We start from the raw sequence: 25,364 nt of genomic DNA on the forward strand, positions 1-25,364 counted from the left end.
TTTCCCTCCAAATTTATTTTTTTAACTTTTCTAATACAGATGCATCAAAAATAATAGCTTTTTGATTTTCGTCCGTCACTTCTTTATAAAGTTCTGATCTTAAAATGCTAATTTCTCTAGGTGCATTTATTGCAATTTTTACGGAGCCATTTTCAATTTTAACTATAGTTATTTCTATATCGTCACCTATTAACAGGGATTCACCTTTTTTTCTACCTATTACTAACATTTATACATCCCCTTGCTTCTCTCTGGCATGAATAACAATTATGAATTGTCATTTCTTTTAAATAGAGGTTGTTTTATTTTATACTTATCATTATCCAATATTAATTGTTCCCCTAATCTCTCTTTTATATTAATAATGATGGGAGCTTTTAAATTAGTAGTCATATTCTCAATATTTGAATCTAGTGTTACCGTAGTTAATACTAATACTTGTTCGGGTTTAGCTATTTGTAATTCTTTTATATCAGGGTCTGGTATTTTAAATTCATAATCAGAAGCCACGGTATACGGAGATACCAACACTAAACCAACCTCATTAGCCTCAATTGAATGTAATATACTAAAAACTTCATTACTTTCTAAGGGGAAAATAATAAAGCTTTTTAATTCTTTAAATCCCGGTAACCCTTTTTTAAATACGATGATATCTTCATTACTGTATTCTCTAACTCCATGATACTTAGTAACTAGCTCCATATCATAAATCAACTCCTTTAGTAAAAATCATTTTTCTCTTGTTTTATAACTTTTCGCCCTGAATTTTTAGTTTTCTACTTCCAATCTTCAACCATAAATTTATTTTATCTTAGATAATCAAGTAATGAAGGTTGAAGTACCTTAGCACTAGTTTGAAGAGATGCCATGTAAATTGTTTGCATAGTAGCATATTCCATTGCTTTTTCTGTAATATCTATATCCTCAGTAGCCGTCAGAATTTCTGTCATATTTAGGTTCTGATCTGAATTTATAGTTTCAGCACTTTCCATTCTATTTTGCTTAGCACCAACTTCTGAACGTAACTTTAATACATTGCTCATAGCTTTTTGAATTCCTGCGAGGTCTGCACTAGTCAAATTTTTAGTAACAGTTGGATCTGTAGAATTAAGATGGGTTGTAATATTACCCAATAATTCCATAAGATCTTTGGGACTCTCAGGATCAGTAGGATCTACTGCTCCATAGTTTATAACTTGTGATGCTGTTATGTTATAATCCATAGTTACTCCTTGAGATACTTCTACTAACAGTTTAGATTCAGACTGTGTTTTCTCAGGGTCAGTAGTGGCTGTCAAACTCAATTCTATGTCCTCTACATTTTTAGTTGGGTCAGTATATTTAGCTGCACCAGTAGGCTTACTTGCTCCGTTTGTGCCCCCAAATATGTACTTACCATCAAAACTTGTATTTAGTAGTTGTGAAAGTTCTTCAACTCTTTGATTTATTTCATCCTTAATTGCTTTTCTTGAATTAACATCAGTAGCAGCACCTCCCGTAGATACTAAAAGTTCATCAATCCTTCCAATTACTTTCCCTACATTATCTAATGTTGTATCTGTAACATCAAGCCAATTTGCTGTGTTTTTTATGTTGCTATTATATTGTTTATTTGCATCCATCTCCGTGTACATTTGCATTATTTTAGAAGCTTTAGCAGGATCATCTGAAGGCTTATTTATTTGTTTACCAGTTGACATTTGGGTTTGTATTGTGCTCAGATTATTTAAATTCGTTCTCATATCTCTTAAAAAATTATTTGATAACATTTGATTGGTTACTCTCATATCTTCACCCCTTAATTATTAAATATAGATTTTATTTTTTATTTCTTCAAACCATTTATAACAAGATCTAGAAGTTCATCAACAGTTGAAATTATCTTTGCATTAGCTTGATAAGCATGTTGAAACTGAATCATATTAGCCATTTCCTCATCGAGTGACACACCAGATATAGAAGTTCTTGATTCGTTCAACCCTGCAAGTAGTGTTGTATGGTTGGTCACAGTTTTTTTTGCGTATTGGGTCTGATCGGCTAGTCTAGTAATGATATCTGTAAAATATCCACTAATGGTCATTCCACTTGCTGATGAACTAATCGTATCAACCCCCAAAGTAGCATCAGGAGCAAATTTATCTTTCAAAAATGTATTCCTGGTAGTAGTGTCATCTATGCCTTGAATTCCTAGCTTAATATCACGAAGCTGTGAAATAGCTAATGCTCTATTTCCATCAGTAGGTCCTGGATTATCACCCGCACCGACCTTTATAAGCATAACATTCTTAAGAATATCTTCATTTACTGAAATATTACCTGCTGTAATTTCAGCTTCCCCCTTAGATGTTTTATCACTACTGTTCATAAAAAACATAAGTGTATCATCTGTTGCATTATCTTTGCCGCTATGCACTGCATTTATAGAAAAAGCAATGCCCTTTGCCAAATTGTTTAAATCTCCTATATATTTATCTATATCCTCTTGTACAGACATATACCCTTGTATTTCTCCCGTTTTTGGAGCAAATAATTTTAAATCAGCAAACATATCACCAGTTTCAATTGGTGTACCATCTGCTTTAATAGCATTTCCATCCTTATCTGCCCAAAGCACTCTGCCTTGATCTAACTTTTTATATTCCTCACTTGTTAATGTCATATTTATAGTTTTTTTATTATTATCTGTTGATATATCGCCATTTTTGTAATAAATAACATCATAAGTTCCATCTGTTTTCTTATTAATCTCACTCACATAAGAAAATCTGCTTACGTCATCCTTTGAATCACTTTTTACAAAGTAAAAATCTTCACTAGGGTCCGTTCCCCCAATATTGTCAGTAGCCTTTAAATCTTCTCCCCCTAATGCCTTCTTATCTATAGTAATACCAAATTTCGTGCTCAGCTGGTCCACCAATAAATCTCTCTTATCCATTAAATCATTAGGCTCATTTCCTCCGATTTTTACGGCCCTAACCTGTTGATTCAATTCATTTATCTGATCAAGCATACCATTTATATCAACTACATCCTTCTGAATAACCTCATTGCAGTTGACTTTTAATTTTGTTAACAGGTTGTATGTACTATTTAGTTGATCCGTTAGTGCTTTAGATTTTTGTGCCACTACAGTTCTTGTATTTGAACTTTCAGGACTTGTGGAAAGTGATGACCAAGACTTAAATACTTCACTCAGCATACTTGATAGACCTGTTTCACTAACTTCATTAAAAATACTTTGAACCTCTGATAAAAATTTCTCTCGTCCCTCGTATAATCCCATAGTACCATTTTCTGTTCTTACCTGGTAATCTAAATAGGTATCCCTAATTCTCGTTATAGAGGAAATTTGTACACCAGTACCTAATTGACCCACCCCTGTAGCATTACTCATACTAGGCATACCAAATGGCCTTGTAGTCTCCATAGTGGCTCTTTGCCTTGAATATCCTTCAGTATTAGCATTAGCTATATTGTGACTTGTAACATCTAATGCCTTTTGTTGGGCGCTCATTCCTCTTGTTGCTACATTAAAAGTTGAAAATAATCCTGCCATTTCTTTCACCCCATACTATTTTTTTACTTTACCATATGCATTGTAAGTTGTTGACTCACGTGCCGGATTTAATACATTTAATATCCTATTTGTAAAACTAAGACCTTGTTTTATAAGTAACTCGTTTGTATCCTTCTGAAGTACTACTTCTTGTAATAACCGTTTAATTTTATTGTAATTGCTTTCAAGTTGTACATCATGTGCTTCTTCAATTATCTCTGTCATGGCTCTGTTTTCAGTAAGTCTGCGCCTCTCAACTTCCATATGCGCTATGTTTTTATTAGCTTCTTTAATTTTTCCAACACAAGCTTCCATTCCAAAGATATCACCCGCTATTATGCATCTATGTTGCTCATCAAGTTCTAATAAAAGGGTTCGCACTGCCTCTGTTTCCTGGAAAATAACTTCATTTAGTTTTTGTATCATAACTAAATATCTCTCCCTTTCATAATATCCATCATTCTAGTAGCCGTTAATTTAGAATCCATCTTGTAAGTACCTTGATTTACCTGATTTCTAATAGCTTCTATTTTTTCTTTAGAATTAACTGATTTACTATCTAATGCTAAAGCACTTAAGCTTTTTCCCGCTGTTGATAATTCTATAGTATCTTTTTTTTGTTCAGTCACCTTTGATTCTGTTTTAGGTGTATTCTTTTTATAAAAGTTAACCACATTATTCTTTACTCCATCTATTTTCAATCTTAATCACTCCTACCTTTTTATAAATTAATCCTATAATCCGTTCTTGATTGTTCTATCTATTTATATTATCGTATATACTTTCTCAAAGTTTATACTAGATTTAGTTATTACTCCATATTAATAATTTGTTTACTAAATATATTTATTTGCATATATATTTGTTTCAATGTGATTTAATTTACTCAGAAAACTTCAAAAGGCATGTTCATTTTTTATCTCAAAAAAATAAAAAGGAATAAATTTTCTTTATCCCCATTTATTTGATATGTAATTTTTACTACTCTACTAATGCCTTAACTCTTTCTTCTCCACTAATTATACTAGTAATTCTAACTCCAAAATTTTCATCTACAACTACTACTTCACCGTAGGCTACTTTTTTGCCGTTTACTAATATATCCACTGGTTCTTCTGCTAGCTTATCCAGCTCTATTAAGGAGCCTGTTCCTAAATTCAAAATATCACGAATGTTCTTTTTAGTTTTTCCAAGTACAACGGAAATTTCTAATGGAACATCTAATATTAAGTCAATATTCCTAGGAGAATTATAAACAGGGGCATTTGTTAATGGTTTAAATGCTGCTTGCCTAACTTCCACTTGTGGCTCTTCCCTTTCAATAGGTTTTGCACGATACTCCGGCTCAGCTTTTGCACTGGTATAAGCTGCTTCCTGCTTCGCTGATACCTTTTGAGCCACCGGTTCTTGTTTTGGCACCACTGGTTCTTGTTTAGGCTCTACCGCCATGGTTTCTGGGATAGTTTCTTTTGGAACTTCTAGAGGCTCTTCTGTACCCATCATGATGTCTACTATTTTTTTGGCTGTCTTAATAGGAAGTACTTGCATTATAACACTATCAACTAAATCACCAATAGCAATTTTAAAAGCAACCTGAACAACCTGTTCGTCGTCATCTATACTATCACTTAAAGGTGAGGTAGTATCATCCCATATTTTAGACTGGGGTGGAGAAATATTTACTTCTCTAGCAAACATTGTTGCCATAGAAGTTGCAGCAGATCCAATCATCTGATTCATAGCTTCTGAAACAGCACTAATTTCAATTTCTGAAAGTGCAGCTGCACCTTCTAGTTTTCCATCTCCACCCATCATGAGGCTTGCAATAACTGCAGCATCAGAAGTCTTCATTACTAAAAGATTTCCCCCTGCAATACCACTTGTAAACTTAACGTCTAATGCAATATTAGGAAGCTCATAATTACCTCTTAACTCTTTAAGTGTAGTGACTGTTACTACCGGTGTTGCTATATTTACCGGTTGGCCTACTATAGTAGAAAGAGCGGTTGATGCTGATCCCATAGAAATATTTCCAACTTCACCTAACAAATCTCTCTCAATTTCTGAAAGTTCAAATTGTTCTATAGGCTTAGAGCTCACGTCTTCCGTAGGGCTCATATCACTTCCATTTAAGAGAGCGTCGATTTCTTCTTGTGAAAGAAAGCCGTTACTCATAATTTTCCACATCCTTATCTATTATATCTAATATCTGAATTCCTTTGTTTTTACCTATAGTACCAGGAATACCTGTATAACATAATTGTCCCTCTACAAATAGTTTAACTGGGCTGTCACTTGCATTATCCAATGTAATTACGTCTCCCTCCGTTAATTGTAGAAATTCATTTACAGTAATATTAGTTGTTCCTAGCACTCCTGTCATTGGAACACTTACTATATTCAACCTATCCTTTAATCTGTTTCTAGAGTCATTTACAATTTCTTCATCATTTTCTCTAAACCAATATTGAACCACTAGTTTATCTAATACCTTTTCAATGCTTAAATAAGGTATACAAATATTTATAAATGTACTGTTATTACCCATTTCTACCGAAAAAGTAATTAGTGCAACTGGTTCATTTGGCGCTAGTGATTGGTTAAGTGCGGGATTTGTTTCTAATGTTTCAATTTCCGGTTCCACATCTAAAACATCTTCCCAAGCAAGTTTCAAATTAGCTATAAGCCCTGCATTAACATTTCTTATTATATTTTTATCTATATCAGAAAACTCTTTGAGTTTAACCTTTCTAGTACCCATTCCTCCAAGTAGTATATCAATTACTTGAAATGAGAACTGAGGATTAGTCTCAAATAATATAGACCCACTTAGTGGTGGCATTTTAAATATAGTTAAGATAGTGGGGTTAGGTATTGAATGAATAAATTCCTCATAGGTAATTTGTTGAATGCTTTCAATTTTAACCTTCACATTAGTTCTTAGCTGTGCTGATAAATAACTTGATATTATCCTTCCGTAATTGTCGTGAATTAGCTCAAGCGTTCTCAGATGATCTTTTGAGAATTTTTGAGGGCTTCTAAAATCATATAATTTAATTTTATGTTTTTCCTCTTCACCCGGGAGCTGATCTGGTTCTATTTCCCCAGAAGAAAGGGCAGATAAAAGTGAATCTATTTCACTTTGTGATAATACTTCTGCCATATTCCTACCTCATTTCTCTGTATAAAATATAAACAATATTTATCTTTATTGGTATACCCCTACCTCTCGGTAAGTTCTTACCTTTCGATAAGTTTACTAATATCAATTAACGTAATTATCCTATCATTAAAGTTTATTACCCCTTTAATATAGGTTTTTTTCCTGTCAGTTTCAATTTTTTCAATTTGTTTTTCATCAATTTCTAATACTTCATCAACTTGGTCTACAGTTACACCAACAGATTCATCGCCCAGGTTTAGTATAATAATATTTTCTTGACTACCTTCACCTTTTTCAATATCTAAAAGGAGATTTATATCTAAAAGGGAAATTATATTACCTCTTAGATTTATTAAACCTTTTATGTAATCTGGAGACTTCGGTACCTTTGTTATCTCCATCATATCATTAATGCTTTGAACTTTAGCTGTTTCCACTGCAAATTGTTCTTCATTAACTTTAAATACTACTACTTGCATAATATTCCCCTCCTAGCCTACAACTTTTTTTATTGCTTCAAGTACCCTATCTGCTTGAAATGGCTTAACAATAAAATCTCTTGCGCCAGCTCTTATTGCGTCCATAACCATGCTCTGTTGACCCATAGCGCTACACATAATTATTTTTGCAGCAGGATCAAAAGCTTTAATTGCTTTTACAGCTTCAATTCCATCCATATCAGGCATGGTAATATCCATAGTAACAACATCTGGTTTTTCTACTTTATATAGTTCCACAGCCTTTATTCCATTGCTTGCTTCCCCTACAACTTCAAACCCGTTTTTCTCCAATATATCTTTTATCATCATTCGCATAAATGCTGCGTCATCAACAATTAGTACTTTAGCCATTTATATTACCTCCAATTAATTTACACCTAATGAATTTAGTATTTTTTCGAGCGATCCAGGCATTGGTATATAATAAAAATGCCCACTTACCTTTTGATTTTCTTGTAAAAACTGTGTTTCTAAATCAAGTACATACTCATCAAATTGACCTGATTCAATAAAAGTAGTTGATAGTATTGCCCCCATCATATCTAATGCAACAGCTGGTACAGATGGTAAAAGTATAAGATTCGTAAGTTTTGATATAGCATTCATGTAAGAGCTAGAAATAATATTTCCTATTTCACATAGTGCTGAACTTCCAATCTCCGTTATCTGTTCTTGCTTTTCGCCCATTAATCTGGATATGATTTTTAGTGCAGCTTCCTTTTCAAATGTAAACAATATATTTCCTGGGATATCTCCAAGGACTCTTACAATTACACCAATTACTACTTCTTCAACTCCTATTTCAGAAAAAATATCATCAAAAGGAATAATATTTACTGATGGTACTGCCATATCTACTTTTTCATTAAGTAGCTCCGATAAGGATGTAGCTGCATTTCCTGCACCAATATTACCAACTTCTTGTAGCACATCTAACTGCATAGCACTAAGCTCAGAATAATCCATATTATATCCTCCTTATACTAAAGCAGCAACATCTAGTATCAATGTAACTAATCCATCTCCTAAAATAGTTGCTCCTATATATTCTTTTAATCCTTGCAATGTTTTTCCTAGAGATTTTATTACAATTTCTTGCTGTCCCAGGAGTGAATCTACTAAAAGCCCTACTGTTTTTTCTCCAACTTTTACAATAACAATATATCTCTTTTTGCTGTCACTAGTTTCTAGTTGCAATTTCTTGTTTACCCTTACTAATGGAATGACACTATCATTGTAAACAATAACTTCTTTATTATTAGTTTTCTTAATCAGCTCATCCTTATAATCTATTACTCTATCAATGTAACCAAGAGAGATTGCCATAGTTTCATCACCAATTTTTACTAGTAGCGCTTGAATAATTTGTAGTGTCAATGGTAATCTTATAATAAATGATGTACCTTTGTCAATTTCACTTATTGCATCTACAGTTCCACCAAGAGCCGCAATTTTAGTTTTAACAACATCCATGCCTACTCCACGTCCAGAAATATCTGTTACCTCTTCATTAGTGCTAAAGCCTTGTGCAAATATTAAATTCTTTATATCTGCTTCTGACATTCCTTCTGTATTTATACCAACTTTATTTGCTTTAGCCTTTATTCTATCAACATCTAGCCCAGCTCCGTCGTCTATAACTTTTATAATAGCTTTAGTACCTTCAGCATAAGCTATAAGTTTAATTGTGCCAATAGGATTTTTACCTTTAGCAATTCTTTTCTCAGAAGATTCGATACCATGATCTGCCGCATTACGAAGCAAATGTAATAGCGGTTCACCTATTTCATCGATAACTGTCCTATCAAGTTCTGTGTCTTGTCCTTGTATTTGGAGCTCCATCTCTTTTCCAAGGTCTTTTGATAAATCTCTTATCATCCTTGGAAATCTATTAAATACTGTTTCCAGGGGTAGCATTCTAATCTTCATAACTAAATCTTGCAGCTCTGAGGTAGCCCTTGCTACTTGTTCTAATGTTTCATTTAAATCAGTTAATTTATGAACACTGCTTATCTGCTCAAGTCTTGTTCTATGGATTACAAGTTCTGAAACCATATTCATAAATTTGTCTAATCTATCAAGTTCAACTCTCACAGATTGATGAGCTTTTTTATGAACTACGGCTTCCTTCTTGCCCTTACTTTTACTTTCTGGGGTAGCCACATTTTTTACTACTTCACTAGCAATTTCTGGAGATTGTTCTATTGTTTTAAAATCTCCTGGGTTATCAGAGAATTCCTCCTTGCCCTTGTTAATTTCTACATCATATACGATTACTTTTTCTACTTCAGAAATATTAAGCAAAATATCATTAACTTCTTCCTTTAGCTTATTAGTAATGTAAATTAAATTAATTTCAAATTCAAAGTTCTCATTTTCTAAGTCCTCAGCACCTGGTAATGATTTTATTATTTCACCATAATCCTCTAAGCTTTTAAAAATCAGGAATGCTCTCGCTGCCTTAAGCAGAGTATTTTCACTTAGTAGAATCTTTATTTCATAGACATTGTACATTTTTTCTTTAGCTTGCTTAACAACATCTAAATCATATTCATTAAGTGTAATTCGCTCAATGTGATTACACGTACTATCTGTAGTCACAGCAGCCTCTTTTTCCTTGTCTTCAAGAGTACCATGCCCTTCTGCTATGGAATGTAGGTCCGCTATTATATGTTCAATTGGAAGTTCTTCTTGATTCCCCTCTGAAATATTATTCACCATTTTTTCTAAGGTATCTAGACATGTAAATAAAACAGTTACCACTTTTTCTGTTACCTTAAGTTTGCCCTCTCTAAATTTAGATAGAACATCTTCCATTTTATGTGTTAATTCAGCCATTTGACTAAAGCCCATAGTTGCAGCCATACCTTTTATTGTATGAGCTACCCTAAATATTTCGTTTAACTTATCCATATTTTCTGGTTCTTGTTCTAATATAAGAAGTGCTTCATTCAATGTCTGTAAATTTTCCATAGATTCTTCTAAGAACATTGACATATATTGTGATGTATCCATTTTTTCCCCTCCCCTTTAAATAGTACCTTCAATTATACTTTTTTATATATAAATGTAGATGCCTTTTCAAATCCATACTCTTTATAATTATATATACTTTCGGTGGCCCCAACAAAAAGCAAACCGCCTTTTTTTAGAGACTCACTAAATTTTTTGTATATTTTATCCTTAACATCCGCATTGAAATAAATAACTACATTTCGACAAACTATTAAATCAAAATTACTTTCATAATTATCTAAAATAAGATCATGTTTCTTGAATTCCACTATTTTCTTAATTCCAGAATTAACATAGTATTTATCACCTTTAACTGTAAAGTATTTGCTCAGAAATTGCTTTGATACATTTTTAATTTCCGAATAAACATATTCACCATTTTTCGCCTTTTGAAGTATTGTACTGTCTATATCCGTGGCCACAATTTTATGATTGCCTCTTGAACTCAAATCATCTACAATCATAGCTAAAGAATAAGGTTCAGCACCAACGGAGCAAGCTGCGCTCCAAATTTTAAGCCCGGAGTTATAATTCAGCTCAGATTTGATTTTGTTTGAAAGTTCCTGAAATATTTCAGGATTTCTAAAAAACTCTGTTACATTTATGGTTATAAAATCTAAAAATTTTTGTTTTTGAAGAGGATCACTCTTAAGTAACTTAATGTACTCCTCGACTGAACTCACTCCAACTCTTGACATTAGACTTAAAATTCGTCTATGTAACTGATTGGATTTATAAGCTGCTAAATCTATTTTATACTCTTTTAAAACCCAATGTTGAAAATCTATTAAATCCATTAGCTATGCTCATCTCCCCATTACAAGTTTATTAATTTCCTGGGCAACATTATCAAGGGGAATAACTTCATCTACTTTACCTGTTTCAAAAGCTGCTTTTGGCATGCCATATATTATGCAAGTAGATTCATGCTCCGCTATAGTAAACCCACCATTGTCTTTAACCGCTGCCGTGCCACTAGCACCGTCTCGTCCCATTCCAGTAAGTATAACACTTAGTAGCTTTGCTCCATAAATCGATGTTGCGGATAAAAATAGTTTATCCACTGCTGGTCTTACTCCCCAAATGGTCGGCTCTGTATTTAAGTGTATTCTTTTGTCGGTGCCTATCTCCATATGAAATCCACCAGGAGCAATATAAACTATATTTTTTTCCACCCTATCCCCGTCTCGCGCCTCAACAACCTTTAATTTGCTGTTTAGATTGAGTCTATCAGCAAAGGCCTTTGTAAATCCCGGTGGCATATGTTGCACCACAAAAACTGGAACTCCTAAGTTATCAGGCAGAGCTGTTATCACCTTATATAAGGCCTTTGGCCCACCTGTAGAAGCTCCAATAACTACCGCCTCTAGATTATGTGCTATTTGTGTTTTAAAGTTTTTTTGATACATCAGTGTATTTTTACCCTCACTTTGCATAAAAGCTAATTTTATTTTTTCTACCAATTCTTCTTTAACTTTGTTAATGTCCAATGATATTGCTCCGGAAGGTTTTGCTATAAAGTCAAAAGCTCCTAGTTCAAGACAGTCCATAGTTAATTCCGTGCCAGTTTTAGAAACACTACTGAGCATAATAACTGGTATTTTTATATTGTTTTTTTTCATTTGTTTAAGAGTTACTATACCATCCATTTTAGGCATTTCAACATCTAAAGTTATTACATCAGGTATTTTATACCTGATTTTTGCCAATAGTTCTTCACCATTTCTTGCTGTATCTATAACTTCCATTTCTGCCTCGCTATTTATCATATCAGAAACAATTTTCCGCATCAATGCTGAATCATCTACTACAATTACTTTGATTTTTTTTAACAATATATATCACCCCAATAACTACAAAGTTAAACTAAATTTCTACCGTTCCCATACCTACTGTTCTAATAGATAGTAACCCATTTGTAGTATCAAATATTAATGTTCTACCTTTATTCCCGCCAATATCTTCAGATAATATTGGGATAGATAAAATTTTCAGTGCATTTTTTACTGCAATACCATTTCTGTTGCCAATGTCCATAACTATACTTTTATCCGGGAAGTTAAACATGGATGCTCCTCCCGCTATTTTAGCTCTCATATTTTTAAGCTTTGCACCCTTTTTTATCATATTTTCTACGAGTATAGGAATAGCTAAATCTGCAAATTTCATTTCGTTGGTTATTTTATTAAATTGAAGACTATCTGGAAGCATTATGTGTGCCAATCCTCCAATTCCTAAACCCTTATCAAAAATTGCTATGCCCACACAAGATCCAAGACCTACAGTTATTAATCTATTAGGAGCAAAGGTTACATTTAAATCTGCTATTCCAACTTTTATTTCACTATATTCCATAATTACACCCTATTTTATAATATTTCATTTTTTTCTTCTTCTGTTAATATGCCTTCAAGATTTAAATATATTATTATTCTACCATCAATCTTAATAAGTCCTTTAATATATCTTTTAGATATCCCAGAAATTATTTCTGGTGAATCTTCTATACTATCTAGCTTAACATCCTTAACTTCAGAAACAAAATCAACTATTATACCTATTTTACTACGTTCTTGCTTAGCAACTATTATCTTAGACTCTACTCCAATTTCAGTTTTTGGCAAATTAAATCTTTTTGATAGTGTTATAACTGGTAAAATCTTATCTTCGTAATTTATAACACCTTCCACAAATTTAGGAGAATCCGGAATCTTAGTCGATTTCTCATAATCCAGTATTCTTTCAACTTCCATAATACTGGTAGCATAGTACTCATTATTTATACTAAAAATCAAGATTTTAATTTCTTGCTGCTTCATATTACATCCCCCTACAATTGTAATTTATCTACAATTAAATCTCTGTTTTCATCTATAAATGCATGGATATTTTTACTAGAGGTATCCAGAATATATTCTTTCGCACCTATAATAAATCTAGTATTTGGATAAGCAACCTCTGCCCATATATGACCATGGTGGCTTTCTACAATAAGCCTTGTTGCTACTCCCCCTTGTCCTCCAACTATTTTGCATTTAATTTCCTTTCCTGCTTTTATGATTCCACCTCTGGCTACACTTCTATCCTTTTGAAAAATCACACTGTCACTTGCTTCAATTTCTGACACATATTGTCCCTTACCACTAAAAATAATATTACCGGAACTCTTAATTATTGAATCTTGACAGTAATCTAGTATTACATCCACGGGAAGAGTCAAATCCATCTCAAGTAGTGATATTTTATTATCAATAATTGTTATTGCATCATTTAATTCCTCATAATTTTTGATATTAAGTGGCCCCAAATTTAGTATTCTATTTTTAATGATAAATAGCAACTCATCCTCTGTATTTTCCTCTTTCAATATTCGCTCAGATATCTTAATTGCATATTGTGGAAGTTTTTTAAATTTAGTTTCTAATAAAATTTTTACAAGTTCACCATCACTAGTATTTCTATCCAAAAGGTTCATTTCTTTTAATTGCGTTATTGAAGATATTAATTTAGTGAGATCATTTTTCATATTTTTTAAGTCACTTAAATATTCTAATGTTAATACATCCTCTTTCCCAGCTGCAACATTAGAATGAATTACATTACCCTTTATCACAATATCACCATTTGCAGTAATTTCCGCTTCTGCCATATTGTTTTTAATCAAAACACAATTACCTGATTCTACTTTCATACCTTCCCGTACACTTCCACTTATAATAATATCCCCTACAAATTTTATGTTTCCTGTTTTGAGTTCCACATCTCCATTTATTTCATAAACTTTATAAACGAAAAAAGTATTTCCCCTATTTGATGGCCTACCTTCACTTGTAGCTACTACAGTAAATTCATCTGCCATAATGCAGCCTTCTCCTGCACCTAATACTATTTTTTTCGAAGTTTTAACTCTTATAATCTTCCCTGTAATGTCTATTCCATCTTCTCCAGCTTTACCTGGAGTTAATACTGCTAGAACTTGTCCCTTTTCTACGCATTTTATACTGCCTATGGCCTTGTAGTCTATAATTTCTGCATTGTTGTATACTTTATCTAGTTGACACTTTGCATCCTTGTATTTGATGTCCAAACTGTCATCTATTGAATCTATAGTTTTCTTTCCAGATGCAATAAGCAATGCATCAATTTCATTAGCTTCTAAACATTTTATAAGGGCCATCTTCCGAATACCATATTTAATGTTCTGCTTTCTTAGTTCATCTTTAATATCTGATTCAGTAAATTTTGGTGGCATAATTTCTTCTTTTACTTCTATTTGTATTTTCAGTGTATTTTTGGGCTCAACATCTTTTAGTTTATAAATAGTACTGGGACTATACAAAATACTAATATAAGCTTTCATCTTGTCTGGACTTGTAGTTAAATTCATTTGCCTTTTAGCCAAAACTTCTTCAAAAACAGTTTCTATATTACTATCCTCATATACGGCAGTGCCACCATAAACATTTTTGCCATCTACAATTAATGTAATATCACCACTCGTAGAAATTACCGCTGGCTTTCCACCCTCTTTAGGATTTTTTATAATAATCCTACCCTTTTGAATTTCTATACTTCCATTTATCTCTTCTAGCTCCGTGACCTTTTTAAGATCATCTTGTTTTGACTCATTCACTTTAGCATCATCTTGTGCAACATCATCTTTCTTATTAGTGTCTTCCTCCTGGTCAACTTCTATAGTATCAATAGAAATTACAGCATGTTTCTTAAAAAATCCATTTTTCTCCTCAAGTATCGAATATTCAAACTTTTCTATGGGTACCCCCAAACTAAAACTTGCGCTTTCTAAACATTCCTTAACATTAACTCCTTTAAATTTTTTGCCACATGCTTTAGCTACCAATTATACCACCTCTTTCATATAGAGAAATTATACCATAATTCCTGTATTTTTTTACTTTTTATTTCTTTTACTTTTTTTTATATTGTTTTACTAATTTATCGTTCTATTTTCAATAAACTTTACAAATTTCTGTTTATTATGATCTAATTCTCTTTGATATTCAACCATTATGGAATTTATTATTGAATTTTTTGAAGAATGGAAGGAAAATGAATCTACACACTGTATTGGTAACACCTCAGGTGAGGTTCCCGAGATAAATAATCCTGTTAATGATTCAATATCTTTTTCATGAATATTTCTTTCCTGGAAGTCTATGCCTAAAGTTTGGCAAGATTTTATAATAAACTGTCTTGTAATGCCTGGCAATACATTTTCAACCTTTGAGGTCACAACTGTAGAATCTATAACCATAAAAATATTCGATTTACTACCCTCAGTAATAAAACCGTTATCATCCACTAAAATTGCCTCATAAACCCCACTTTTTGCAATTTGCTGGTTTACCTTATCTCTAAAGTCACTATTGATAACCTTAGCATTTGGATTACTACGCTCTCCATGATAAGTGATGGTTTTTACGCCCTCCTTGTATTGCTGCTCTGTAGGGTATGAATGAGGTATGAAATAAACTAAAAATCTTTCATTTTCACTATTCCCCTTATTGGGATCATAATTTACAACTAATTTTACATTCCCGTCACAAATTTTATTTTTATCAATTAGCTCAAGAATTCCATTTGTAATTTGGTCCCTTGTAACTCTCATTTTATATTTCATTATATCAGCAGAATTTTCTAAACGTCCTAAGTGCTCACTAAAAAAAATTGGTATGCCCCCACTTACCCTTATAACTTCATAAAGTGATTTACCTACACTCATATCATAATTTACAAATTCCTCGCTTTTCTTAAATTCGTTCCCAAATAAAAAGTATTCATTAATGCACTTGTCCATATTTACTTCCTCCTCGCAAATTTTTGTTTATTTCCATTTTAAGATTTCAATTTTATCATGTGTTTTCTTGAAATTTATTAGGTAAGGATGCCCCACTAAATTAAAAAGTGGTAAATCCGATAATGAATCTGAAAACATATAGGACTCTGCAAAATCCACTTGGATTTTTTCATTTTTTAAAACTTCCATTAGCCTTTTTACTTTTTCCTGCCCCTTGCAATTTTCACCTGTAATTTGATTTTTATGTAATCCATGCTCTAGGGCAAACCTAGTTCCTATTACTTTATCTACTTCCTGTATTTTGTACAACTCGTTTAAATAAAATTCAGCAGAAGCTGAAATTAAATAAATCTTATAGCCCTCTGCACTCATTTTTTTTATCATTGCAATTGCATCTTTGTATAATATTTTACTTAAACGTTTTTCATAAAATTCCTTAACAATTTTTTTCATATCATTTTCCTCTATACCATCAATAAATCGTATAAATGTTTTCTTTACTGTGGAAGCATCATGGAGCTTCAACAAGTAAAAAATAGATGAGTATATACTTTTAGGTAGATATTTTAATAACTTAGGATTCTTTCTCATCATAAAAAGATAAAATTCTACTAATGTCTCTCGTTTTGTTAATGTGTAATCCACATCAAATATAGCTAGTTTCTCCTTCATTGGCTACCCCTTCTTCCTATAATGTGGTTGTAATCATTGCTAATAAGTAATCTCAACAACTTCAAATGTCTTACCTACATGGTACTCTTATAACAAAGAAATTACTATTATTATTGTTACCATCTACTTACTTTACATTCTAATATTTAAAATTAAAAAAAGCCGCTGCATTAGCAACGACTTTTTTGATAAAATTATTTCTCTGTTTTAATCATTTCTTCATAATATGCAGTTACTTCTGCAAATTCTTCATCCTCTGGGATAACTAATTCACCAGTTTCATCGTCTCCAATTACTTTGAAAAGATATATTGAGTCGTCTTCTGGATTTTGAACTAATGCATATTCATTATCTTTAAAAGTAAATCCATCTACTATTTCACATGGAACTACATTACCATTTTCATCTTCTAAATCTACAGTTAGTGCTTCTCCTTCGCCTTCTCCACAGCCGCATCCACATCCACAGCCATCACTCTCATGTTCGTGATCATGCTCTCCGCAACCGCAACCTTCGTTTTCATGGCTATGTTCGCTAGAACCACATCCACAACCATCATTTTCCTCGCATCCGCAAGAAGTTTTTTTATCTTCATTCATAATATGTTACCTCCTACATTCAGTATGTTTTAATTCTAACAATAAAAGTGAAATATTAAAAGTGTTTTTTTCATAATTTCTTGTTAATTTATTGTTAAGTCCTTTTATTTTGCTTTAAACCTTAGTATTTACTACTTATACCTAGTATTAACTATTTTATGTTTTTTATTTGTTATTTTAAAAATCAAAAGAAGATGAAATTTAATTCATCTTCTTTTGATTTTAAAACTTTAAATATTGTTCAAATAAAACGTTTTTTTAATACTATTTTTCTTCAGCAAGTTTTTTGTAACCAGCTAATCTGTCCATAGCATCTTTTTCTGTTTTAACAAATAATTCTTCAGCTGTTTCTGGATACATTTTAGCTAATGAAGAATATCTTACTTCGCCCATTAAGTAATCTCTAAATGAAGTAGTTGGTGCTTTAGAGTCTAATATAAACGGATTCTTTCCTGCTTCTTTTAAGTCTGGATTAAATCTAAACATACCCCAATATCCTGATTCAACGGCTCTCTTAGTTTCAAGTTGTGTACATCCCATTCCAACTCTTATACCATGATTGATACATGGAGCATAAGCAATTATAAGTGATGGTCCTTTATATGCTTCTGCTTCTTTTATAGCTTTTAGTGTTTGATTTTTATCAGCACCCATTGCTATTTGAGCAACATAAACATAACCATAACTCATTGCCATCATACCTAAATCTTTTTTCTTAGTTTTCTTTCCAGTTGCAGCGAATTTAGCTATAGCTGCAGTTGGAGTAGATTTTGAAGCTTGACCTCCTGTATTTGAATATACTTCTGTATCCATTACAAGAATATTTACATCTTCACCAGATGCAAGTACATGATCAACTCCACCATAACCTATATCATAAGCCCAACCGTCTCCACCAAATATCCATTGAGACTTCTTAACTAAATGATCTTTTTTACTAAATATTTCTTTTAAAGCTTCATTATTGTCTTTTTCAGCAGTTAATAGTGGTAATAACTTAGCTGTTGCAGTTTTTGAACCTTCTGCATCTTCTTTATTTTCAATCCATTCATTAAGAGCTGCTTTTAATGCTTCGCTAGTGTTTAAAGTTAATGCTTCTTTAGCTAACATTTCAACCTTATCTCTTAATTGGCTAGTTCCAATAAACATTCCAAGTCCAAATTCAGCATTATCTTCAAATAATGAGTTAGCCCAAGCTGGTCCTTGACCACATTCATTAACTGTATATGGTGATGCTGGTGAACTTCCTCCCCAAATTGAAGAACATCCTGTAGCATTAGCTACGAGCATTCTATCTCCAAATAATTGAGTAACAAGTCTAGCATATGGTGTTTCTCCACATCCTGCACAAGCTCCACTGAATTCCATTAGTGGTTTTTCAAATTGGCTTCCTTTTACAGTTGCAGTTCCCATTGGATTTTCTTTTTTAGATAATGATTGTTCGAATTTCCAATTTTTAATTTTTGATTCCTGTGTTGCATATGGTTTCATAACTAGTGCTTTTTCTTTTGATGGACAAACTTCTGCACAGTTACCACAGCCAGTACAATCCTCTAAACTTATACCCATAGTGAAATTAAGACCTTCAAAGTTCTTTCCACCAGCAGCCTTTTTACTTACATAACCTTCTGGAGCATTCTTAAGTTCTGCGTCAGTTGCTAAGAATGGTCTAATTACAGCATGTGGACATACAAATGCACATTGATTACATTGTATACAGTTATCTACTTGCCATTCTGGTACATTAACAGCAATACCTCTTTTTTCATAAGCTGCTGTTCCTGGTTGTAATGATCCATCTTCTATTCCAACAAATGCACTTACAGGTAAAGAGTCTCCCTCTTGTCTGTTCATTACATCAGCTATATTTTTAATGAAATCTGGTCTAGCTTCTTTAGAAGTTTCATTTTCATCTTTAGCTTGTTTCCAGCTTTCTGGTACATTAATATGAACAACTGATTCAATTCCTCTATCTATTGCAGCATTGTTCATGTTAATAACTTTTTCACCTTTTTTACCGTATGATGTAATAACAGCTTCTTTAAGATACTTAACTGCGTCTTCTACAGGGATAATGTTTGCAAGTTTAAAGAAAGCAGATTGCATTATCATGTTTGTTCTTCCGCCAAGACCTATTGATTGAGCTATTCCAACTGCATCGATAATGTTGAAGTTGATATTGTGACTAGCAATATATCTCTTCATTGATGCTGGTAAATTTTTCTCTAAATCTTCCACACTCCATATGCAGTTTAGTAGGAATGTTCCATTGTCCTTAATTCCTTTTAAAACATCATATTTATATACATAAGATTGATTACCACAAGCAACATAGTTTGCAGCATTTATTAAATAAGGTGATTTTATAGCTTTCTTACCAAATCTTAAGTGAGAAACTGTAATTCCGCCTGATTTTTTAGAATCATATGCAAAGTATGCTTGAGCATACATATCTGTATGATTTCCTATAATTTTTATAGCACTCTTGTTAGCTCCAACAGTACCATCTGATCCAAGACCCCAGAATTTACATTCTTTAGTTCCTTCAGGAGTTGTTGTTATCTCTGGTCCAGTTACAAGTGAAGTATTAGTAACATCATCAACTATTCCTAAAGTAAACCCCGCTTTAGGAGTACTTGCTTTCAAGTTATCAAATACAGCAACAATTTGAGCTGGAGTAGTATCTTTTGAACCTAGTCCATATCTTCCACCAACTATAACTGGTCTGTTTTCTTTTTCAAAATAAGCATTTCTAACATCTTGGAATAATGGTTCTCCAATTGATCCTGGTTCTTTAGTTCTATCCAATACTGATATTTTTTTAACAGTACTAGGTATGTATTTAAAGAAATGGTCTAATGAGAACGGTCTGTAAAGATGTACTTTAAGTACTCCAACCTTTTCTCCTTTTGCATTTAAGTAATCTATAGTTTCTTCAATTGTATCACAAACTGATCCCATTGCTATTATTACTCTATCAGCATCTGGTGCACCATAATAATTAAATAAATGATAGTCAGTTCCGATTAATGCGTTTATTTTTCCCATATATGATTCAACTTTTGCAGGAAGTGCATCATAAAATCCATTAGCTGCTTCTCTTCCTTGGAAATATATATCTGGATTTTGTGCTGTTCCACGAGTTACAGGATGTTCTGGGTTCATTGCACTATTTCTAAATTCTTCTAGTGATTCTTTGTTTATAAGAGATCCTAGAGTTTCATAATCCCAAGTTTCAATTTTTTGTATTTCATGTGAAGTTCTAAATCCATCAAAGAAACTTACAAATGGTATTTTTCCTTCAATAGCTGCTAAATGGGCAACTGGTGCAAGGTCCATTACTTCTTGAACGCTTCCTTCTGCAAGTAATGCAAATCCTGTTGCTCTTGTAGCCATTACATCTTGATGATCACCAAAAATATTAAGTGCATGAGTAGCAAGTGATCTAGCTGCTACATGAATTACTCCTGGCAAAAGTTCTCCAGCAATCTTATACATATTTGGAATCATTAAAAGCAATCCTTGTGAAGATGTAAAAGTTGTAGTTAATGCTCCTGTTTGAAGTGAACCATGAACTGCTCCTGCAGCTCCTGCTTCTGATTGCATTTCTACAATTTTAAGTTTTTGACCAAATACGTTTTTTGTTCCTTTAGCTGCTAGTTCATCACAATATTCAGGCATCGTTGATGATGGTGTTATAGGATAAATTGCTGCCACGTCTGTGTATGCATACGCAACGTGTGCTGCTGCTGTATTACCATCCATTGTTTTCATTTTTCTCATTAATAAACCTTCTTTCATAAATATTATAAAAAGCATTTAAAAGCTTCATAAAACAATTTTTCTTAAGTTTTTCTGTTTAGTTTGACCATTGAAACTGCTTTTATTCAAATTGTATGCCATTTACTTTATAAACTATCTTTACTATTTGGCATTACAGGTTCTTATAATCAAATGTTATTTAACTAAATTTTTTCCCATTTGTTCAGCTTCAACTAATTGTGCATTAGAAGGTGCCTCATTAACAGTTAATTTTTGTATAACATTAAACTCATATTCCTTCATTTGAATTTCCCATTTGTTCATAAATTCTCCATCATCCCAACCATAAGATCCAAATAAAGCTGTAACTTTATTATTAAGTGGAATTAGTTTGAACTTATCAATGAAAGGTTGCATTTCCTTTTGTTCTATTCTATTGTTATCCATTGATGGACTTCCGAAAGCAACTGCATCTGCTCCAGTTACATCTTCCACTGTAGCTTCGCTAACTAGTTTAACTAGTACCTCTGCCCCTGCGTCTTTTGCACCTTTAGCTATATGATTAGCTAGAACTTCTACATTTCCATTATTGCTCCAATAAATTATTGATAATTTTTTCATTATTATCACCCCATACTTTCATATTAATAGATAGTTATTCTTACCCTTTAAGTATACATCAAAATGAAAAATATTCAAGTTCTTTGTTATGAATATTGCATAAATATTGCATTAGACTTTAATAATTCCTTAATAAAGTATAATACAGCTAAGTTTCGCTAATTTTCTCCTATTTTAAACATTTCTCCACTTTTTACTATTACGGAGGTGTAGTCTTTTGAATCTAATAAGTCCTTAAAACTCTTTTGAGCATCCATATCCCCATGCACAAGAAAAATCTTGAGAGGTTTTACACTCATATAGTCTATCCAATTAATTAATCCATTTCTATCTGCATGCCCTGAAAGCCCTTGCAAATTATATATAGATGCGTTAACCGCAATATCTTCTCCAAAAATTTTAACCATTTTATTACCATCTAATATCTGTCTGCCTAAGGTTCCTTCTGCTTGATATCCTACAAATACTACAGAGTTTTCCTTTCTCCATAGCCCATGTTTTAAATGATGTTTTATTCTACCAGCATCACACATTCCGCTGGTGGATATTATTATCATTCCCTTTTGCACTTCATTTAATTTCATAGACTCCTCTGGGGAATGAGTAAACACAAGTCCCTTAAACCCCAATATATTATTATCATGTTTCTCCATCTCTTTTGCCTCATCATCAAAAAATTCTCTGTTATTTTCAAAAATTCTTGTTGCTTTTTCTGCAAGAGGGCTATCAACAACCACAGTGAGCTTTTTAAGCATATCCTTTTCAAAATAATTATTCAGTGCATATATAACCTCTTGGGTTCTTCCTACAGCAAAGGATGGAATTAATACATTTCCTCCTCTATCAAAAGTTTCACGTACTATATTGGCAAGTTCCTTTAAAACATCTTTGAAATTGTTATGTACTTTATCTCCATAAGTAGACTCCATAATTACATAGTCTGCACTATCTATAAATGTAGGATCACTTATAAGTGGAATATCAACATTGCCCAGATCTCCACTATAAACAAGTTTTACGGATTTTCCACTTTCTTTTACAGTGAGTTCTGTAATAGCTGACCCCAGCAAATGACCTGCATCCACAAAAACAATTGATAAACCCTCAAAAGGTTTTATTTCTTCATTATAAGAATAACTCTTAAAAAGTTTTAAACACTCTGCCGCAATTTCAGAAGAATATAAGGGCTCTACTGTGGATAGACCCTTCCTTTTAAGCTTTTTATTTTTCCACTGAGCTTCCATCTCTTGAATATGACCACTATCTGGAAGCATCACTTGGCATAACTCTTTTGTAGCTTTTGTACATAGTATTTCGCCTTTAAATCCGCCCTTATATAAGAGTGGAAGTCTGCCACTATGATCTATATGCGCATGTGATAGTATTACAAAATCTATATCTTTTGGATTAAATTCAAATTTTTCATTTTTGTCTCCATCTCCATCACTACCTTGGTACAATCCACAATCTAATAAAATAGTCTTGCCACCTATCTTTAACAAATGACATGAACCTGTAACACACTGCGCCGCACCTAAAAATTGAAGTTCCATTTTTTCACTCCTTCAATGTATATTATTCATCTTTCTTACATAATTCATTTCTTTCATATATTTTTTTCTATATAATATACAAATATATATTCTTATTATTACAGTTTACACAGTTTTGGACTTTTTTATCTAAAAAATATTATTAGAAAGAAAAAAGATGAAGAAATTTTACTTTCTTCATCTTTTTCTATATTTTTCTATTAAATCTACTATTAAATCAATACTATTCTCAGTGCTACTAAGCTTCATTTTTTTAATATATTGTGACGAATCCCTATACAACTCACCAATTTTCATTTCTAAATAATCAGGAGATAATTCTGCGTCTTGTACAACCATACTATAGCCACTTTTTTCAAAAGATTTAGCATTAAGTATTTGATCACCTCTGCTAACACTGGCAGATAAGGGAACTAATAAATTAGGCTTTCTTAGCGCCAAAAGTTCAAATATTACATTTGCTCCTGCCCTTGATACAACAAGATCTGAACAAGCCATTAGATCAGGTAATTCATCCTTAACGTATTCAAACTGTACATAGCCAATTTTCTTTTGGAGTAATTTATCTAAGTTATCTTTGCCACAAATATGAATGATATTATATTGAAGCAACAGTTTTTCAAGTTTCGTCCTTATGGCTTCATTTATAACTTTAGAGCCTAAGCTTCCACCAATAACCAATAATATTGGTTTTTCATTTTTAAAACCGCATATTTCTTTACCTTTTAATTTGCTCCCCTTAAATAATTCCGCGCGAATTGGATTACCTGTTACTACACCTTTTCCACCTTTTATTTCATTCAGAGCCTCTGGGAAAGTTACACATACTTTTGTACAATAAGGAGCCGCCAGTTTATTCGCAAGTCCCGGAGTGATATCACATTCATGTGCTATTACTGGTACCTTACTAAAATAAGCCGCCAGCACTACAGGCACAGAAACAAATCCACCCTTTGAAAAAACAATATCAGGTTTTTCAATCTTCATTATTTTTTTAGCCTGGAAAATTCCCTTTATTACTTTTAGCGGATCAGTAAAATTTTTCACATCAAAATATCTTCTAAGTTTACCACTAGAAATAGGATAATATTTTATATTTTCGTCCTCTATTATTTTTCTTTCGATACCCGCTTTTGTTCCAATATATTGGATTTCATATCCTAAGGTTTTAAGTTTAGGTACAAGCGCAAGATTGGGTGTTACGTGTCCTGCTGAACCGCCACCAGTCATTATTATTTTGTGTTTTTCCACTTTAACACTCCTTTTAAAAACCATGTTTTACTCAGTTTATTCTACATTATTATATACCAATTTCAATAAAAAGTTCTACTATTTATTAAAATTCATATCGTCCATAATTTACTAAACAGTATATATTTTTCAAAACTATCCTTCAACTCACTAATATAAAACTGTAATTTGGGGATAAACTACTATTATAAAATAATCACAAATTAAAAAGGAGGTTTTTAATAATGGCAAACAGAACATTAGTACCACAAGCTAGAGAGGGACTTAACAAATTTAAAATGGAAGCTGCTCAAGAAGTTGGAGTTAGTTTGAAGAATGGTTACAATGGAGATCTTACTTCAAAACAAAACGGTTCTGTGGGCGGACAAATGGTTAAGAAAATGGTTGAACAATACGAAAAAAATCTATAATTTAAAATTTCAAATTTAAAATTTAAGATTTAAGATTGGTTAAGAGGTATATGCTTGTCATATACCTCTTAACTATATTTTTTAGAAATAAATTATTCTTCTTTTATGTAAATATTTCTTTTTATACCAAGTATTAATGTAAAATGTTGAACTTGGTTAGTTTGTCTTAAAGACTCTATTATATATTTTAAATTTTTGCACAAGCTACTATCATAACAAAAACAAAACACAAAAGGAGTGATTAACAAATGTCAAACAGAAAGTTAGTACCTCAAGCTAAGGCTGGTTTAAACTCATTTAAGATGGAGACCGCAAAAGAACTAGGTGTTAATTTTACAGATTATAATGGTAATTTAACTTCAAGAGAGTGTGGATCAGTTGGTGGAGAAATGGTTAAAAAGATGGTACAGCAATACGAGCAGAATTTATAATATTAGTTAG

The 25,364-nt window shown here is 32.3% G+C and carries 26 protein-coding genes; 2 read left to right on the forward strand and 24 right to left on the reverse strand.

Annotation, left to right across the window (positions count from 1 at the left end; genetic code table 11):
* Nucleotides 1-13: 13 nt before the first annotated feature.
* The 24 genes from csrA to murG form a co-directional block, all read right to left on the reverse strand.
* The gene (gene csrA, locus ACREVU_RS20880) at nt 14-229 is read right to left on the reverse strand and encodes a carbon storage regulator CsrA (RefSeq protein WP_431553531.1); all 216 of its coding nucleotides are present in this window, start codon (nt 227-229) and stop codon (nt 14-16) included.
* A 38-nt stretch (nt 230-267) separates the two neighbouring features.
* Nucleotides 268-705: a flagellar assembly protein FliW gene (gene fliW, locus ACREVU_RS20885; protein WP_431553532.1), complete on the reverse strand. Its 438-nt coding sequence runs from the start codon at nt 703-705 to the stop codon at nt 268-270.
* Between the two features lie 104 nt (nt 706-809).
* Nucleotides 810-1,790, reverse strand: a complete 981-nt coding sequence (gene flgL, locus ACREVU_RS20890) for a flagellar hook-associated protein FlgL (RefSeq protein ID WP_431553533.1) — start codon at nt 1,788-1,790, stop codon at nt 810-812.
* Nucleotides 1,791-1,828: 38 nt separating this feature from the next.
* A complete protein-coding gene (gene flgK, locus ACREVU_RS20895; protein ID WP_431553534.1) occupies nt 1,829-3,559 on the reverse strand; it encodes a flagellar hook-associated protein FlgK in 1,731 nt (576 codons plus the stop codon).
* Nucleotides 3,560-3,574: 15 nt separating this feature from the next.
* Nucleotides 3,575-3,985, reverse strand: coding sequence for a flagellar protein FlgN (locus ACREVU_RS20900; protein ID WP_431553535.1), 411 nt, complete (start codon nt 3,983-3,985; stop codon nt 3,575-3,577).
* A 2-nt stretch (nt 3,986-3,987) separates the two neighbouring features.
* Nucleotides 3,988-4,260 (reverse strand): flagellar biosynthesis anti-sigma factor FlgM, encoded by a 273-nt coding sequence (gene flgM, locus ACREVU_RS20905; RefSeq protein ID WP_431553536.1) that lies wholly within the window; start codon nt 4,258-4,260, stop codon nt 3,988-3,990.
* Between the two features lie 280 nt (nt 4,261-4,540).
* Nucleotides 4,541-5,677, reverse strand: a complete 1,137-nt coding sequence (fliY, locus tag ACREVU_RS20910) for a flagellar motor switch phosphatase FliY (RefSeq protein ID WP_431553573.1) — start codon at nt 5,675-5,677, stop codon at nt 4,541-4,543.
* 49 nt (nt 5,678-5,726) lie between these two features.
* Entirely contained in the window at nt 5,727-6,722 is a 996-nt protein-coding gene (gene fliM, locus ACREVU_RS20915; RefSeq protein WP_431553537.1) for a flagellar motor switch protein FliM, read from the reverse strand.
* 77 nt (nt 6,723-6,799) lie between these two features.
* Complete coding sequence (locus ACREVU_RS20920; protein ID WP_431553538.1) at nt 6,800-7,201, reverse strand: chemotaxis protein CheW; 402 nt, start codon at nt 7,199-7,201, stop codon at nt 6,800-6,802.
* 12 nt (nt 7,202-7,213) lie between these two features.
* Nucleotides 7,214-7,573, reverse strand: coding sequence for a response regulator (locus ACREVU_RS20925; RefSeq protein WP_431553539.1), 360 nt, complete (start codon nt 7,571-7,573; stop codon nt 7,214-7,216).
* Between the two features lie 15 nt (nt 7,574-7,588).
* On the reverse strand, nt 7,589-8,188 hold the full coding sequence (locus ACREVU_RS20930; RefSeq protein ID WP_431553540.1) for a chemotaxis protein CheC: 600 nt from the start codon (nt 8,186-8,188) through the stop codon (nt 7,589-7,591).
* A 12-nt stretch (nt 8,189-8,200) separates the two neighbouring features.
* Nucleotides 8,201-10,237, reverse strand: coding sequence for a chemotaxis protein CheW (locus ACREVU_RS20935; RefSeq protein WP_431553541.1), 2,037 nt, complete (start codon nt 10,235-10,237; stop codon nt 8,201-8,203).
* A 32-nt stretch (nt 10,238-10,269) separates the two neighbouring features.
* Nucleotides 10,270-11,034, reverse strand: a complete 765-nt coding sequence (locus ACREVU_RS20940; RefSeq protein ID WP_431553542.1) for a CheR family methyltransferase — start codon at nt 11,032-11,034, stop codon at nt 10,270-10,272.
* Between the two features lie 9 nt (nt 11,035-11,043).
* Nucleotides 11,044-12,072 (reverse strand): protein-glutamate methylesterase/protein-glutamine glutaminase, encoded by a 1,029-nt coding sequence (locus tag ACREVU_RS20945; RefSeq protein ID WP_431553543.1) that lies wholly within the window; start codon nt 12,070-12,072, stop codon nt 11,044-11,046.
* Between the two features lie 31 nt (nt 12,073-12,103).
* Nucleotides 12,104-12,592 (reverse strand): chemotaxis protein CheD, encoded by a 489-nt coding sequence (locus ACREVU_RS20950; RefSeq protein WP_431553544.1) that lies wholly within the window; start codon nt 12,590-12,592, stop codon nt 12,104-12,106.
* 14 nt (nt 12,593-12,606) lie between these two features.
* Nucleotides 12,607-13,056, reverse strand: coding sequence for a chemotaxis protein CheW (locus ACREVU_RS20955; protein WP_431553545.1), 450 nt, complete (start codon nt 13,054-13,056; stop codon nt 12,607-12,609).
* 11 nt (nt 13,057-13,067) lie between these two features.
* Nucleotides 13,068-15,098 (reverse strand): flagellar assembly protein A, encoded by a 2,031-nt coding sequence (locus ACREVU_RS20960; protein ID WP_431553546.1) that lies wholly within the window; start codon nt 15,096-15,098, stop codon nt 13,068-13,070.
* 90 nt (nt 15,099-15,188) lie between these two features.
* Nucleotides 15,189-16,055: an aminotransferase class IV gene (locus ACREVU_RS20965; RefSeq protein ID WP_431553547.1), complete on the reverse strand. Its 867-nt coding sequence runs from the start codon at nt 16,053-16,055 to the stop codon at nt 15,189-15,191.
* Between the two features lie 27 nt (nt 16,056-16,082).
* Nucleotides 16,083-16,727: an HAD-IB family hydrolase gene (locus ACREVU_RS20970; RefSeq protein WP_431553548.1), complete on the reverse strand. Its 645-nt coding sequence runs from the start codon at nt 16,725-16,727 to the stop codon at nt 16,083-16,085.
* A 194-nt stretch (nt 16,728-16,921) separates the two neighbouring features.
* A complete protein-coding gene (locus ACREVU_RS20975; protein WP_431553549.1) occupies nt 16,922-17,326 on the reverse strand; it encodes a DUF1292 domain-containing protein in 405 nt (134 codons plus the stop codon).
* 264 nt (nt 17,327-17,590) lie between these two features.
* The gene (gene nifJ / locus ACREVU_RS20980; RefSeq protein WP_431553550.1) at nt 17,591-21,109 is read right to left on the reverse strand and encodes a pyruvate:ferredoxin (flavodoxin) oxidoreductase; all 3,519 of its coding nucleotides are present in this window, start codon (nt 21,107-21,109) and stop codon (nt 17,591-17,593) included.
* 174 nt (nt 21,110-21,283) lie between these two features.
* Nucleotides 21,284-21,709 (reverse strand): flavodoxin, encoded by a 426-nt coding sequence (locus ACREVU_RS20985; RefSeq protein ID WP_431553551.1) that lies wholly within the window; start codon nt 21,707-21,709, stop codon nt 21,284-21,286.
* Nucleotides 21,710-21,867: 158 nt separating this feature from the next.
* Nucleotides 21,868-23,262 carry an MBL fold metallo-hydrolase RNA specificity domain-containing protein gene (locus ACREVU_RS20990; RefSeq protein WP_431553552.1) on the reverse strand — a complete coding sequence of 465 codons (1,395 nt, stop codon included), beginning with the start codon at nt 23,260-23,262 and terminating at the stop codon, nt 21,868-21,870.
* Between the two features lie 177 nt (nt 23,263-23,439).
* The gene (gene murG, locus ACREVU_RS20995; RefSeq protein WP_431553553.1) at nt 23,440-24,513 is read right to left on the reverse strand and encodes an undecaprenyldiphospho-muramoylpentapeptide beta-N-acetylglucosaminyltransferase; all 1,074 of its coding nucleotides are present in this window, start codon (nt 24,511-24,513) and stop codon (nt 23,440-23,442) included.
* A 224-nt stretch (nt 24,514-24,737) separates the two neighbouring features.
* On the opposite strand from murG, the gene ACREVU_RS21000 reads away from it, so the two are divergent.
* Complete coding sequence (locus tag ACREVU_RS21000; protein WP_431553554.1) at nt 24,738-24,923, forward strand: alpha/beta-type small acid-soluble spore protein; 186 nt, start codon at nt 24,738-24,740, stop codon at nt 24,921-24,923.
* Between the two features lie 248 nt (nt 24,924-25,171).
* Nucleotides 25,172-25,354: an alpha/beta-type small acid-soluble spore protein gene (locus tag ACREVU_RS21005; protein ID WP_216162997.1), complete on the forward strand. Its 183-nt coding sequence runs from the start codon at nt 25,172-25,174 to the stop codon at nt 25,352-25,354.
* Nucleotides 25,355-25,364: the final 10 nt, after the last annotated feature.

Source organism: Clostridium sp., from assembly GCF_050717535.1.
In the GTDB taxonomy this organism is placed as follows: domain Bacteria; phylum Bacillota; class Clostridia; order Clostridiales; family Clostridiaceae; genus Clostridium_AD.